A 12,831-nucleotide genomic window follows, 5' to 3' on the forward strand; every position below is an offset into this window, starting at 1 on the left:
GTACTGTCGCCCGCCGGGCCGCACGCCGGTCGGTCAGCTCGCCGCCGAGCTCCGCAGCCGGTGCAGGAAACCGTCGACCGCGTCTCGGAACGCGGCCGGCTGTTCCACCCAGGGATGGTGGCCGCACCGCTCGATCACCGCGACCTCGCCGGCCGGAAAGAGCTTCGCCAGCGCCACCACCGGGGCGACCCCGGCGCTGCAGTCCTCGGCGCCGGCGACGACCAGCACCGGGGCGGTGACCACACCGAGCCGGTCGGCGAGGTCCGGCGGCGGCTCGACGCTGAAGTACGCCCGGTTCGCCCGGTAGCTGTACCGGGCGGTGGCGGCGTGGGCCCGTTCCGTCCCGCCCCAGGCGGCGTACGCCAGCGGCGCCACCCGTTGCTGCCAGGCGTTGAACCCGGCATCGTCGAGGATCTCGGGTCCGGCCTCCCAGGCGGCGACGGCGGCGGCGAACGCCGGGTCCGTCCGCCGCCGGTCCCGCAGTTCCCCGACGTCGGAGGGTACGTCGACCAGATGACCGGCGGGCGGGGTGACCAGGACCAGACCGGCCAGGCGTCGCGGGTACCGCACCGCATAGCTGGTCGCCAGCCGGGTGCCGGCGGAGTGCCCGAACAGCAGCAACCGGTCGAGACCGAGGTGCAGTCGGAGCCGTTCCAGGTCCTCTGCCTGCCGCCAGTACGAGGCCGCTTCGACCGACGCGGGCAGCGGGGACCGTCCCACGCCCCGCAGGTGCGGCACGATCAGCCGTTCCCGGTCACCCAGCCCGGCCAGGTCGCCCAGGTAGGCGGGATGCAGGGCCGCGCCGCCGGCGAGCGCGACGACCGGCAGCCGGTTACCGCCGTCGTCGCTGTTGTCGTGTTGCTGGTCGTGGCGCCGTTCGCCGGTCCGCTGGTCGCCGGTCCGGTGGTCGTCGAAGTAGAGCATGGCTCCGTCGGAGCCGGGGTAGGTGGGCATTCGTCGCCTTTCGGGATGCCTCGTGGGCGCTCCCGACGGCCGCCGTCAGCGGGGCCGTTCAGCCGTGGGGAGGGGAGCACCCGGCCGGATAGCGGTAATGGGTCTCACCTCCTGAGGTCGTTCGTGGTCACGGCAGCGGCGAAACCTACCAGACCATCCGGCACACCTACCGGCCGGGGCCGAAGCGGTCCGGTGACCAGAACCAGTCGTCGGGCGGGGGGTCGGCGGCGGACGCGGGCGTGATGGTGACGTTGCTGACCTGCAGTGGCGGCGAAGTCGGCTCGGGGCCGGTGTCACGGCGCGGGTCGGCCAGGGCGGAACGCGGCCGGGGCGGCCCGGCGGCGAGCAGCGGCAACAGCAGGATGCCGAGGACAACCGGGGCGGTCATGTAGCGGGCCGCCTGCGCGTTGTTGACCAGCAGCACGGAGAGCTGGTTGCCGAGACTCAGCCCGGCGAGGACCAGTACCGCCCGTTCCCGTCGCTGCCAGGCGAGCAGCCCGACGACCAGGTACGCCAGCCAGGCCCAGGTGGCACCGCGCCACAGCAGCCACTCCGGCCCGGCGATCCGGTTGGACAGACTGTCCGCGAGCCGGCTGGCCCGTTCGCTGACCGGCTGGGTGAAGGCGACCGCCCGTACCTCGGCGGTGTGGAACCGGGGATCCCGCTCCAGGTAGATCGGCAACGCCCAGGCGGTCGGGTTGCCGGAAAGCATCCCGGCCGGGGTCGGCCGCCAGGCGACCGAGGCCCGGCACAGGCGTGCCTCCAACACCGTCACGGGGGCCCGGCGCACCAGGCGCCACCAGGCGGAGAGGAGCTCGTCGCGGTGCGCCGCGGCGGCCTGCCGGTCGAAGTCGGGATCGTAGACCGTCGGGTCGACGGTGTAGCAGTTCGCCGACCCGCGCCAGTGCGCCAGCGGGGCCACCGTCGCCATCAGCGCGGTGTCGGCGGCCGGGAAGTCCTGCGGCGCGGCGTCGTAGCCGACCGCGAGGTCGCCGAGGAACGACTCGTAGGCGACGACCGAGCCACTGTCCCGCACGCCGAGGGCGGGCAGCAGGGTCCAGTTGGCGAGCAGCGCGATGGTGGCGGCCAGCACCCCGGCCAGCAGTACCCGCAGTGCGGTGCCCCGGACCAGGACGGCGACCAGCCCGGTGACGATCAGCGCGACCAGGAAACCGTTCTGCCGGAACAGACAGACCAGGGTCAGTCCGGCCAGCAGCGCGCCGAGCAGCGCCCCGGGCAGCGGGGTGCCGGCGCCGGCACGGCGCCGGTCGACCAGCCGGGCCAGGGTGCCGAGCAGGAAGACGTGGCAGATGACAAACGGCACGTCCTTCCAGACACAGACGGCGAACGTGCCGACCGGTGGTAGCACCACGACCACGACCGCCGCCGTGGTCCAGCCCCAGGCCGGTCCGCCGAGCCGGCGCAGCCCGGTGACCGCGTACGTCAGGGCCGCCGCCAGGCCGCAGCACTGCGCCAGGGTCAACGCGCCGACCCCGCCGGTGAGCTGGATCGACAGCCAGACCAGCCCGGTGTACGCGACCGGATGGTGGGTGTTCCAGTTGCCGCTGGTCGCCTGCCAGACGTGGTCGAGGGAGTCCGGGCTGAACAGTCCGGGATAGCGGGCCGCCCACCAGAACAACAGCACCGCCTGGACCAGCAGGTACGTGCCGACGCCGAACGGTATCCGGGGCGGCCGGAGCCGTCGGTGGTCGGGCTGCCGATCCGCCTGGCCCGTCGACCCCGTCGGCCCGTCCGGCGGCCGGACCGGCCCGGCGACCACCTCGTGCGTCATCGCACCCTCTCCTTCGCCCCGGGCGCCACGGGGGCGCGCCGAACAGCGGTACGAGGGGTGCACCGATGGGCCATGCTATGGCCGCCGCCGTACCCGGGTATACGGAATGTCCGACTCCCGGCGGATCCGCTACTGCCGGAACCCGATGGAACCGGCCCCTGTCAGCCGGATGTCAGCGCGCTCCGCCCGATGTCAGCGCCGAGTCAGCCCCGTTGGTCAGGGTGGGAACCAGGACACCGATGGGAGAACCTTGATGAGTCACGCCATCCGCGCCGAAGGGTTGGTCAAACGTTTCGGCGCGACCACGGCGCTCGCCGGAGTGGACCTGGCGGTCCGTACCGGCAGCGTCTTCGGCCTGCTTGGGCCGAACGGCGCGGGCAAGACCACGACCGTACGGGTGCTCGCCACCCTGCTGAGCCCGGACGCCGGCACCGCCACCGTCGGCGGGTACGACATCCACCGCGAGGCGCACCAGGTCCGGCAGACGATCGGCCTCACCGGCCAGTACGCCTCGGTCGACGAGACCCTCACCGGGACGGAGAACCTGCTGCTGATCGGCCGGCTGCTCGGCATGTCCCGGGCCGACGCCCGGGCCCGGGCCCGGCAGCTGCTCACCGACTTCCACCTCGCCGACGCGGCGGACCGGGCGGCCAAGACGTACTCCGGGGGGATGCGACGGCGGTTGGACCTGGCGGCGAGCCTGGTCGGCCGGCCCCGGCTGCTCTTCCTGGACGAGCCGACCACCGGGCTCGACCCGCGCAGTCGTACCGAGCTGTGGGGGATCGTGCGGGACCTGGTCGACTCGGGGGTGACGGTGCTGCTGACCACGCAGTACCTGGAGGAGGCGGACCAGCTCGCCGACGAGATCGCGGTGGTCGACCACGGTCGGGTGATCGCGTACGGACCGCCGGAGGAGCTCAAGTCCCGGGTCGGTGGGCAGACCCTGGTGGTACGCCCCGCAGACCCGGCCGACCTGCCGGTGCTGCTCGCCGTGCTCCGCGACGTCACCGGTGTCGAGCCGCAACTCAACCAGCAGATCGCGACCGTGGCGGTGAGCGGTGGGGACACCCTGCCGGCGGTGGTCCGCCGGCTCGACGAGGCGGAGGTGACCGTTGCCGAGCTCGCTCTGCGGGGCGCCAGCCTGGACGAGGTCTTCCTGTCGCTGACCGGCCACCGGGCCGAGGAACCGGACGCCGACCGCGCCGGAGAACCGGAACGCGGGGATTCCCGTGCCGACCGGTTGGAAGGGGCGCGGGCATGAGCGTTCTGAACGCACCGGCTGCCCTGCCCGGCCACCGGACGGGACCACTGACCGGGTTGCGGCACACCATGACCCTGGCCTGGCGGAGCCTGGTGCAGATCAAGCACAACCCGATGGAGCTGATCGACCTCAGCATCCAGCCGCTGATGTTCGTGCTGCTCTTCACGTACGTCTTCGGTGGCGCGATCGCGAACAGCCCGGGTGAGTACCTGCGGTTCATGCTGCCCGGCATCGTGGTGCAGAACGCCCTCTTCGCCACCCTCACCACCGGTTTCGGGCTGAACATGGACCTGACCAAGGGCTTCTTCGACCGGCTCCGGTCGCTGCCGATCGCCCGGTGGGCGCCGCTGGCCGGCCGGATCCTCGCGGACACCGTCAAGCAGGCGTGGTCGATCGGGCTGCTGCTCGGGGTCGGGGTGATCCTCGGCTTCCGGGTCGGCACCGGGGTGTCCGGCCTGCTCGGTGCGGTCGCCCTGCTGCTGGTCTTCACCCTGGCCGCGTCCTGGCTCTCGGTGCTGGTCGGGGTGCTGGCCAGCGATCCGGAGAAGGTGCAGGTATTCGGCTTCGTGGTGATCTTCCCGTTGACCTTCACCAGCAACGCCTTCGTACCGACGGAGAGCATGCCGGGCTGGTTGCAGGCCTGGGTGAAGGTCAACCCGGTCACCACCCTCGCCGACGCGCTGCGTGGGCTGCTGGTCTCCGGTCCGCAGCCGCGGCCGATCGTCACCTCGCTGCTCTGGGCGCTCGGGATCGTGCTGGTCTTCGCCCCGCTGGCGGTCCGGGCGGTCCGCCGCCGGGTCTGACCCGCCGACCCGGTCCGGCTCGGCGCAGCCGCGGCGGATCCGCCGAACCGGACCTGGGTGGTCGAGCCGGTTCGGACCTGATCAGTCGAGCTGGGTCCGGACCAGGTGTGGCAGTGCGGCGGGGGTGACGTCGCTGTTCCGACCTCGGGTGAACGCCTCGGCGAAGGCGGCCTCACCGAGGATCTCGCGGGCCGTCGACTCGACCCGCAGCCCGTCGAGGCTGGACAGGTCGGCGCCACCCCGCAGGGCGTACGCCGCGCCGAGCAGCAGGGCGGCGGCGGCCGGCCGACCGGTGCGCAGGGCCAGGTCGGCGTAGCCGACCAGCACGGTGGCCAGCACCGGAGCGTCGTAGAACTCCAGCGCGCAGGTCAGCGCCTGGTCGTGGTGCCCGCGGGCCGCCGGGAGATCGTCGAGCATGCCGGCCAGGTAGCCGTTCGACGAGGCGAGCGTCGCCCGCCACTGCGGTGCCAGGAGGCGTTCGCTGACCAGGTCGCCCGCCTGCGTCAGCCGCCGCTGCGCCCCGACGAGGTCGCCGTCGAGCCGGAGCAGTTCGGCGTACATGTGCGCGACGGCGGCCCGGCACTCGTTGTCGCTGATCCGCCCGGCCTGCCGGTCGGCGTCGGCGAGCAGGGCGTACGCCTGGTCGCGGTCGCCGAGCCGCCACCGGTCGTGCGCCAGTCCGGCCTGCATCACCGGCAGGTCCTCGGCGGCCCCGACCACCCGCATCAGTTCCAGCGCCTCGCCGCGCAGGGCGGCGGCCCGGGCCGGCTCGCCGCGCCGGCTGGCCAGATCGCCGAGGGCGGCCAGGGTGTACGCGGTACCCCAGCGTTCGCCGATGGACCGGAACCCGTCGAGCGCGGCCCGGGTGTCGGCCTCCGCGACCTCCAGGGACCGACCGAAGTTGAGTTCGTGGTGGGCGCGGAACATCCGGTTCACCGCCCGGACCCACGGGTCCGGGTCGGCGAAGCCGTCGACCAGGACGTCGACCGCCGTCGCCGCCTTGTCAACGTGGAAGACCACGGAGACCGGTCCGATCAGGCGCAGCATCGGCTCGTCGGCCTCGTGCCCCGCGGCGGTCCGGGCGGCGCTGGCCAGCCAGTGCACGCTCTCGGTGAACTCACCGGTGCTGAGCAGGTTCATCGCGGCCATCAGCTGCGCGACGCCGAGCTGTTCGGGAGGGACCCGCTCGACGTCGGGCAGGGCGAGCGCCGGCCTGGCCAGTTCCACCGCCTCGATCCGTAGGCCACGGGTCCACCAGTACCAGCCGAGGGCCGCGACGAGCCCGACCGAGAGGCCGGCGTCCCGGGCCCCGATCGCCCAGCGTAGGGCGGCGTGCAGGTTGTCGTGCTCGGCGTCCAGCCAGCCGAGCCAGCGCAGTTGGTCGGCCCGGCGCAGCCCCTGGTCGGCGCGGCGGGCCACGGCCAGGAAATCGGTGGCGTGGCTGCGGCGTACCGCCTCCGCCTCGCCCGCCTCGGCCAGCCGGCGCAGCCCGTACTCCCGGATGGTCTCCAGCATCCGGTAGCGCGGCTCGTCGTCGCCGCCCACCACCACCAGCGACTTGTCCACCAGCGCGGCCAGTCGGTCGAGGACGTCCTCCGGGCGCACCGCCGGGGTGAGCCCGTCGGCGGCGCAGACCCGCTCGACGGTGTCGAGGGTGGCGCCGCCGCTGAACACCGCCAGCCGACGCCAGAGGGCGCGCTCGGCGTCGTCGAGCAGTTCCCAGCTCCAGTCGAAGACCGCGCGCAGGGTCTGGTGCCGGGGCAGCGCCGTCCGGCTGCCGCCGGTGAGCAGCCGGAACCGGTCGTCGAGCCGGTCCGCGACCTGGGCCGGGGTCATGCTGCGCAGTCGGGCGGCGGCCAGTTCGATGGCGAGTGGCATGCCGTCGAGGGAGCGGCAGATCTGGACCACCGGGGCGACGTTTCCGGTGTTCACCGTGAAGTCGGGGCGTACCGCGCGGGCCCGGTCGGCGAGCAGCCCCACCGCCGGGTACGTCAGCGCGATCTCCGGATCCGCGTCCGGCGGTGGCAGCGGAAGCGAGTCGACCGGGCAGAGCGTCTCGCCGGTGATGCCCAGCGGCTCCCGGCTGGTGGCCAGCACCCGCAGCCGGGGGCAGGTGGCGAGCAGCCGGTCGGCGAGCCGGGCGGCGGCGTCGACGAGGTGCTCGCAGTTGTCGAGCAGCAGCAGCATCCGCCGGGTGCCGATGGCGGCGGCGAGCCGGTCGACCGGCGACGGTTCGGGGATGGCGGCCCGGTTGCGCGCGGTGGCCAGCAGGCCCGGTTCCCGCAGGCCGAGCACCTGGAGCACGGTCTGCGGCACCTCGGCGCCGTCGGTGACCGGGGCGAGTTCGACCAGCCATCCGCCGTCCGGCACCTGCCCGAGCAGGGTACGCGCCGACTCGATCGCCAGCCGGGTCTTGCCCGCGCCGCCCGGGCCGGTGAGCGTGACCAGACGTGCGTCGGTGAGGAGTGTGCCGACCCGTCTGATCTCCGGTGCCCGGCCGACAAAACTGGTCAGCGGGGTGGGCAGGTTGTGCGTCGGTTCCGGCGCCGCCGTGGACGACCGGGCCGGGACCGGGCCGCCGTTGCTGTCGCTGGCGGTCGGGTGAGGTGGCGGTGCCGTGTCGCGGAGCAGGGTCAGGTGCAGGGTGGCGAGTTCCGCTGACGGCTCGGTGCCGAGGGTGTCGGCGAGGGTGCCGCGCAGTCGGGCGTACGCGGTGAGCGCCTCGGCGGCCCGGCCGGTGTCCCGTAGCGCCCGGATCAGCTGCCCGGCGAACCGTTCCCGGAGTGGATGGGCGGTGACCAGGGCCTGCAGTTCCGGCACCAGGGCGGCGGCCTCGCCGGCCGCGAGGCGGGCCTCGACGCGCTGCTCGGTGGCGGTGAGCCGCAGTTCGTCGAGGCGGGCCGCCGGGGCGCGGGCGAAGTCGGCGTCCGCGACGTCGGCCAGCGCCGGTCCCCGCCAGAGCCGGAGCGCGTCGGCCAGCACGGTCGCGGCACCGGGCGGGTCGGAGGCCAGCAGGTCCCGCCCGGTGCGGACGAGGTGTTCGAACCGGTGGACGTCGACCGCCGTCGCATCCACCGCCAGCCGGTAGCCGACGGGGTGCGATTCGACCGGCAGGCCGGGTATCGCCCGCCGCAGTCGGGACACCAGTGCCTGCAGCGCGTTGGCCGCGCCGGCCGGCGGGGCGTCGGCCCAGAGACCGTCGATCAGCCGGCCGGTGTCGACGATCCGGCCCGGCTCCAGCGCGAGCAGGATCAGCAGCCGGCGCAGTCGGGCACCGCCGACCGCCACCGGTGTCCCGGTGTCGGCGGTCACCTCGAGCGGGCCGAGCACCCCGATCTGCACGTCGTCGATTGTGCCTGGGTGACCCCGGTCCGCCGTACCGACATGACGCCGGTGTGGCGTGCGGCTGTGCCGTGGGGCGGACCGGCGTGCCGGGCTCAGCTCTCCGGCTTGTCCGGCTCCCGGGGCGGGTCGCCGGCCTCCCGGCGGCGGAGTTCCTCCTCCCGGCGGCGCAGGTCCTGCTCCCAGCGGTCGAACATCTGACGGTCCTGTTTCGCCCGGTTCTCGTCGAGCGACCGGAGGAACTCGGGGTCGTCGTCGGGCGCGACCTGACGATGACCGCGCCCGGCACCTCCGCCGCTCGGCCGGAGGCCTGCGGCGCCGCTGCCCGGGGCGGGCTGCGGTCGACCGGCGACGAACCAGGCGATCGAGCCGACCAGCGGGAAGAAGAGGATGATCAGGACCCAGGCGATCCGGGGAAGCGCCCGGATCTCGTCCTCCTCCGCCGAGAGGCAGCTGATCAGGGCGACGACGGCCAGGACGAGTTGCACGATGGCGAGGAGCGCATAGAGGCGGACCATGTGGCCATGATGACGTACCGGGTCAGCTCAGCGCACCGGCGTCAGCACGAGCAGCACGCCGAGTATGGCGAATCCGGCCACGACCAGGGCGATCAGCGGCAGGGTACGTCCGGCGCCGGGGGTCCGGCCGCCGTACCGGGGCACGGTCCAGACCAGTACGGCGAGCCAGCCGAGCCCGGCCAGCGCGGCGGCCACCGCGCCGACGGTGCCCCGGGTCAGGGCCAGCCGTCCGGCGAGCACCGCGACGACGGTGACCGACAGGGTGGTACGCCGCCACGCCAGCCGGGTCCGTTCCCGGGCCAGTCCGGCGTCCCGGGACGAGGCCGGAGCGCGCGGAGCATCCGGGGCGCCGGTCACCGGCGCTGGACCGCCTGGACCAGTACGGCGACGACCAGCAGTACCGCGCCGAGCCCGACGAGCAGGGCGAGCAGCGCCGGGAACCGGGAGGCGGGCAGTTCCTCGCCGAGCCGGATGGCGCGTTCGGCCCGGGCCCAGTGGTCGACGGCGCGGACCGCGACCGTCCCGCCGAGCAGCAGCAGGGCGACCGCGAGTGCTTCGCGCAGGTGCGCCACCGGCATCGGCGGCAGGAACTGGGCGACCGCGAGTCCGCCGGCGACCAGCGCCAGTCCGGTACGCAGCCAGGCCAGGAAGGTCCGTTCGTTGGCGAGCGAGAAGCGGTAGTCGGGAGTTTCGCCGACCTCACGGAGTTCCCGTGGGTCGAACCAGTTTCTGATCGCCCGGAGCACGATCACGATTATCCGGTGGACGGGCGGCATAGCCTGGTCAGGTGACTGATCTCGACGCCGATCTGCTGCTCACCGCGTATGACGCCCAGCTGCGGGCCCGGCCGCCGGAGCCGGTGCCGGAGGGGGTGACGGTGGACCGGGACGGTCCGCTGCTGCGGATCCAGGGACTGGACCGGGGTGGTTTCCTCACCTACCGGGACCTCGGCGGACTGCAGGGCGCGGAGCTGGACGAGCTGATCGTGCGGCAGCGGGACCACTTCGCCGCGCTCGGCCAGCAGGTGGAGTGGAAGCTGCACGGCCACGACGAGCCGGCCGACCTGCCGGAGCGGTTGCGGGCCGCCGGTTTCGAGCCGGAGGAGCAGGAGACCGTCGTGATCGGTCCGGTCGCGTCGCTGGCGGCGACGCTGCCGGTCCTGCCGGAGGGCGTACGTCTGCGTGAGGTGACCGCCCGGGCGGACCTGGACCGGATCGGTGGGTTCAAGTCGGTGATCTGGGGCGGCGACGGCGGCTGGCTGGCCGACGGTCTGGCCCGGGAGTTGACTGCCGGCGCCATGCTGGACCAGCCGCCGCTGACCATCGTGGTGGCCGAGACCGATGAGGGTGAGCTGGTCAGCGCCGCCTGGGTGCGGTACGTCCCGGGGACCCGGTTCGCCACCCTGTGGGGCGGCTCGACCCTGCCGCAGTGGCGGCGTCGGGGGATCTACCGGGCGCTGGTCGCCTACCGGGCGCGGTTGGCCGAGGCGCGCGGGTTCGGACTGTTGCAGGTGGACGCCTCGGACGACAGTCGGCCGATCCTGCAGCGGCTCGGCTTTGTCACGGTCACCACCACGACCCCCTACGTCTACACTCCGAAGCCGTGACGCAGACGCTGACCGACGAGGAACGGGCGGACCTGAAGCGGGCCGCCTTCGGTGCGGTTTTCCTGGTGTCCAATGCCGAACCGGGCGCGCTTTCGATGATCAAGGAGAGCCTCGCGGCGTCGAACGCCTTCGCCGAGGCCTCCGGTCTGGTCCAGGAGGTGCTCACCACCGGTGCGCTGCCACAGTTGCCGACCGGCGCGGACGACGTACGGGCGACGGTGCTGCCCGGGCTGCGGCGGGCGATGGAGGTCCTGCGGGCGAAGGCGCCGGACGAGGCGACCCGTTACCGCTCGACGGTGCTGGACGCCACCGAGGAGGTGGCCCGGGCGCACGACGGGATCAGCCCGAACGAGGCGGCGATGATCGCGAGCATCCGGGAGGCGCTCGACTCCGCCGGCTGACGGGCGGTCGTCCGCTGCTCCGGGTTGACCGGTCGGCGTCAGCGGTCCCGGCCGGTGGTGCGACGGGCGGTGACCCGGGTCACTTCGGAGGTTTCGGGACCCTATGCTACTTGTGGGTAACATAGCCGCGTGGGCAGCGTCGTGCCGTCGACCGGAATGCTGGTCGCCCGGGACGCCTGACCGATCGTTAAGGTAACGAGAGGGGTGCCCGGACCTAACCGGGCGGGCAGCGTTGCAGACGGCGGGACCGCTGTTCACCGACGGCGGGATCGCCATCAACAGGAGGGTCGTCGAAGCGCGATGAACATCGTCGTACTCGTCAAGCAGGTGCCCGATTCGAGCATGGACCGCAACCTGCGCAGTGACGACAACACCGTCGACCGGGGGTCGGCAAGCAACGTCATCAACGAGATGGACGAGTACGCCATCGAGGAGGCGTTGCGGATCAGGGAGACGCACGGCGGCGAGGTGACCGTGCTGACCATGGGACCGGCCCAGGCCACCGAGTCGATCCGCAAGGCGCTGCAGCTCGGCGCCGACAAGGCGGTGCACGTACTGGACGACGCGCTGGCCGGCTCCTGTGCGGTGACCACCTCCCGGGTGCTCGCCGCCGCGCTCGGCCAGCTCAACCCCGACCTGGTGCTCTGCGGCGCCGAGTCGACCGACGGCCGGGTCCAGGTGATGCCGCACATGCTCGCCGAACGCCTCGGTGTCGCGGCGCTGACCGGCGCCCGCAAGCTGACCGTCGACGGCGCCACGCTGACCGTGGAACGGCAGACCGAGGAGGGCTACGAGGTGGTCACCGCCGTCACCCCGGCCGTCGTCTCGGTCTGGGACACCATCAACGAGGTTCGCCTCGCGTCGTTCAAGGGCATCATGGCCGCCAAGAAGAAGCCGGTGCAGACCCTCGCCCTGGCCGACCTCGGGGTGCCGGCGGGCGAGGTCGGCGCCGCCGGCGCGACGACCGAGGTGCTGAGCCACCACCGCCGTCCGCCGCGTTCGGTCGGGCAGCGGATCACCGACGACGGCGCCGGCGGTATCAAACTGGTCGAGTTCCTCGCCACCGAGAAGTTCGTGTGAGCGGGCCGGAGAGACAGGAGAGGAATGGCCATGCCTGAGGTACTTGTCGTCGTCGAAGCCACCCGGGAGTTCGGCGTCAAGAAGGTCACGCTCGAACTGCTCACCCTCGCCCGCCAGCTCGGCAGCCCGTCCGCCGTGGTGCTCGGCGGCCCCGGCGCGGTCGACGCGCTCTCCGGCACGCTCGGCGAGTACGGCGCGGAGAAGATCTACGCGGCCGAGCACGAGGAGATCGACGGCCACCTGGTCGCACCGAAGGCGACCGTGCTGGCCGACCTGGTCCGCCGGGTACAGCCGGCCGCCGTACTGCTCGCCTCCAGCCAGGAGGGCAAGGAGATCGCCGGCCGACTCGCGGTCAAGCTGGACAACGGCCTGCTCACCGACGTGACGGAACTGACCACGGAGGGCACCGCCACCCAGGTCGTCTTCGCCGGTTCGACCATCGTCACCTCCCGGGTCACCCGGGGGTTGCCGCTGGCGACGCTGCGCCCCAACTCGGTCACCCCGGCCCCGGCTTCCGCTCCGACGACGCCCGCCGTCGAACGGCTCGACGTGGTGCTCGGCGAGGCCGACAAGCTGGTCCGGGTGGTCGACCGGGTGGCCGAGCAGAAGGGCAGCCGGCCGGAGCTGACCGAGGCGTCCGTGGTGGTCTCCGGCGGTCGCGGAGTCGGCAACGCGGACAACTTCAAGCTGGTCGAGGAGTTGGCCGACCTGCTCGGCGGTGCCGTCGGCGCGTCCCGGGCCGCGGTCGACTCGGGCTTCTACCCGCACCAGTTCCAGGTCGGGCAGACCGGCAAGACGGTCTCCCCACAGCTCTACATCGCCCTCGGCATCTCCGGCGCCATCCAGCACCGGGCCGGCATGCAGACCTCGAAGACGATCGTCGCGGTCAACAAGGACCCCGAGGCGCCGATCTTCGAACTGGCCGATTTCGGCGTGGTCGGCGACCTGCACAAGGTCGTACCACAGACCGCCGAGGAGATCCGTAAGCGCCGGTGACCCGTGCCGGGCCGGCGGTTCCGGCGGAACCGGTCGGACCACCACCGACGGTGGTCCGACCGGTCCGGGGCACCGGCG

The 12,831-nt window shown here is 73.1% G+C and carries 12 protein-coding genes; 6 read left to right on the plus strand and 6 right to left on the minus strand.

The window, feature by feature from the left end; genetic code table 11:
- Positions 1–33 precede the first annotated feature (33 nt).
- Complete coding sequence (locus ABGB05_RS18430) at positions 34–954, minus strand: alpha/beta hydrolase (protein ID WP_347654655.1); 921 nt, start codon at positions 952–954, stop codon at positions 34–36.
- Between the two features lie 166 nt (positions 955–1,120).
- Positions 1,121–2,746, minus strand: a complete 1,626-nt coding sequence (locus ABGB05_RS18435) for a hypothetical protein (protein ID WP_347654656.1) — start codon at positions 2,744–2,746, stop codon at positions 1,121–1,123.
- Between the two features lie 253 nt (positions 2,747–2,999).
- Between ABGB05_RS18435 and ABGB05_RS18440 the strand changes: the two genes are divergently transcribed.
- Together ABGB05_RS18440 and ABGB05_RS18445 are read left to right on the plus strand one after the other, a co-directional pair.
- Positions 3,000–4,007 (plus strand): ATP-binding cassette domain-containing protein, encoded by a 1,008-nt coding sequence (locus ABGB05_RS18440; protein WP_347654657.1) that lies wholly within the window; start codon positions 3,000–3,002, stop codon positions 4,005–4,007.
- Positions 4,004–4,810 carry an ABC transporter permease gene (locus ABGB05_RS18445; RefSeq protein WP_347654658.1) on the plus strand — a complete coding sequence of 269 codons (807 nt, stop codon included), beginning with the start codon at positions 4,004–4,006 and terminating at the stop codon, positions 4,808–4,810. The genes ABGB05_RS18440 and ABGB05_RS18445 overlap by 4 nt, the downstream gene beginning before the upstream one ends.
- 81 nt (positions 4,811–4,891) lie before the next feature.
- Here ABGB05_RS18445 and ABGB05_RS18450 read toward each other — a convergent pair whose 3' ends face one another.
- The 4 genes from ABGB05_RS18450 to ABGB05_RS18465 all read right to left on the minus strand — a co-directional run bounded on the left by ABGB05_RS18450 (position 4,892) and on the right by ABGB05_RS18465 (position 9,416).
- Positions 4,892–8,152 (minus strand): BTAD domain-containing putative transcriptional regulator, encoded by a 3,261-nt coding sequence (locus ABGB05_RS18450; protein ID WP_347654659.1) that lies wholly within the window; start codon positions 8,150–8,152, stop codon positions 4,892–4,894.
- 95 nt (positions 8,153–8,247) lie between these two features.
- Entirely contained in the window at positions 8,248–8,670 is a 423-nt protein-coding gene (locus ABGB05_RS18455; protein ID WP_347654660.1) for a PLD nuclease N-terminal domain-containing protein, read from the minus strand.
- A 27-nt stretch (positions 8,671–8,697) separates the two neighbouring features.
- Positions 8,698–9,027, minus strand: coding sequence for a DUF202 domain-containing protein (locus tag ABGB05_RS18460; protein WP_347654661.1), 330 nt, complete (start codon positions 9,025–9,027; stop codon positions 8,698–8,700).
- Positions 9,024–9,416, minus strand: coding sequence for a DUF202 domain-containing protein (locus ABGB05_RS18465; RefSeq protein ID WP_347654662.1), 393 nt, complete (start codon positions 9,414–9,416; stop codon positions 9,024–9,026). Before ABGB05_RS18465 ends, ABGB05_RS18460 begins: the two co-directional genes overlap by 4 nt.
- A gap of 41 nt (positions 9,417–9,457) precedes the next feature.
- On the opposite strand from ABGB05_RS18465, the gene ABGB05_RS18470 reads away from it, so the two are divergent.
- The 4 genes from ABGB05_RS18470 (at position 9,458) to ABGB05_RS18485 (ending at position 12,753) form a co-directional block, all read left to right on the plus strand.
- A complete protein-coding gene (locus ABGB05_RS18470; RefSeq protein WP_347654663.1) occupies positions 9,458–10,276 on the plus strand; it encodes a GNAT family N-acetyltransferase in 819 nt (272 codons plus the stop codon).
- Complete coding sequence (locus ABGB05_RS18475; protein ID WP_347654664.1) at positions 10,273–10,677, plus strand: hypothetical protein; 405 nt, start codon at positions 10,273–10,275, stop codon at positions 10,675–10,677. Before ABGB05_RS18470 ends, ABGB05_RS18475 begins: the two co-directional genes overlap by 4 nt.
- Positions 10,678–10,977: 300 nt before the next feature.
- Positions 10,978–11,757 (plus strand): electron transfer flavoprotein subunit beta/FixA family protein, encoded by a 780-nt coding sequence (locus ABGB05_RS18480; RefSeq protein ID WP_347654665.1) that lies wholly within the window; start codon positions 10,978–10,980, stop codon positions 11,755–11,757.
- A 30-nt stretch (positions 11,758–11,787) separates the two neighbouring features.
- Positions 11,788–12,753: an electron transfer flavoprotein subunit alpha/FixB family protein gene (locus tag ABGB05_RS18485; protein WP_347654666.1), complete on the plus strand. Its 966-nt coding sequence runs from the start codon at positions 11,788–11,790 to the stop codon at positions 12,751–12,753.
- Positions 12,754–12,831 lie beyond the last annotated feature (78 nt).

This window comes from Plantactinospora sp. B5E13 (assembly GCF_039871775.1).
Classification (GTDB): domain Bacteria; phylum Actinomycetota; class Actinomycetes; order Mycobacteriales; family Micromonosporaceae; genus Plantactinospora.

Bases quoted from the DNA above. Each gene is read 5' to 3' on its own strand.
- ABGB05_RS18480 (WP_347654665.1), top strand. From the start codon at position 10,978: ATGAACATCGTCGTACTCGTCAAGCAGGTGCCCGATTCGAGCATGGAC.
- ABGB05_RS18485 (WP_347654666.1), top strand. From the start codon at position 11,788: ATGCCTGAGGTACTTGTCGTCGTCGAAGCCACCCGGGAGTTCGGCGTC.
- ABGB05_RS18445 (WP_347654658.1), top strand. From the start codon at position 4,004: ATGAGCGTTCTGAACGCACCGGCTGCCCTGCCCGGCCACCGGACGGGA.
- ABGB05_RS18430 (WP_347654655.1), bottom strand. From the start codon at position 954: ATGCCCACCTACCCCGGCTCCGACGGAGCCATGCTCTACTTCGACGAC.
- ABGB05_RS18435 (WP_347654656.1), bottom strand. From the start codon at position 2,746: ATGACGCACGAGGTGGTCGCCGGGCCGGTCCGGCCGCCGGACGGGCCG.
- ABGB05_RS18455 (WP_347654660.1), bottom strand. From the start codon at position 8,670: ATGGTCCGCCTCTATGCGCTCCTCGCCATCGTGCAACTCGTCCTGGCC.
- ABGB05_RS18440 (WP_347654657.1), top strand. From the start codon at position 3,000: ATGAGTCACGCCATCCGCGCCGAAGGGTTGGTCAAACGTTTCGGCGCG.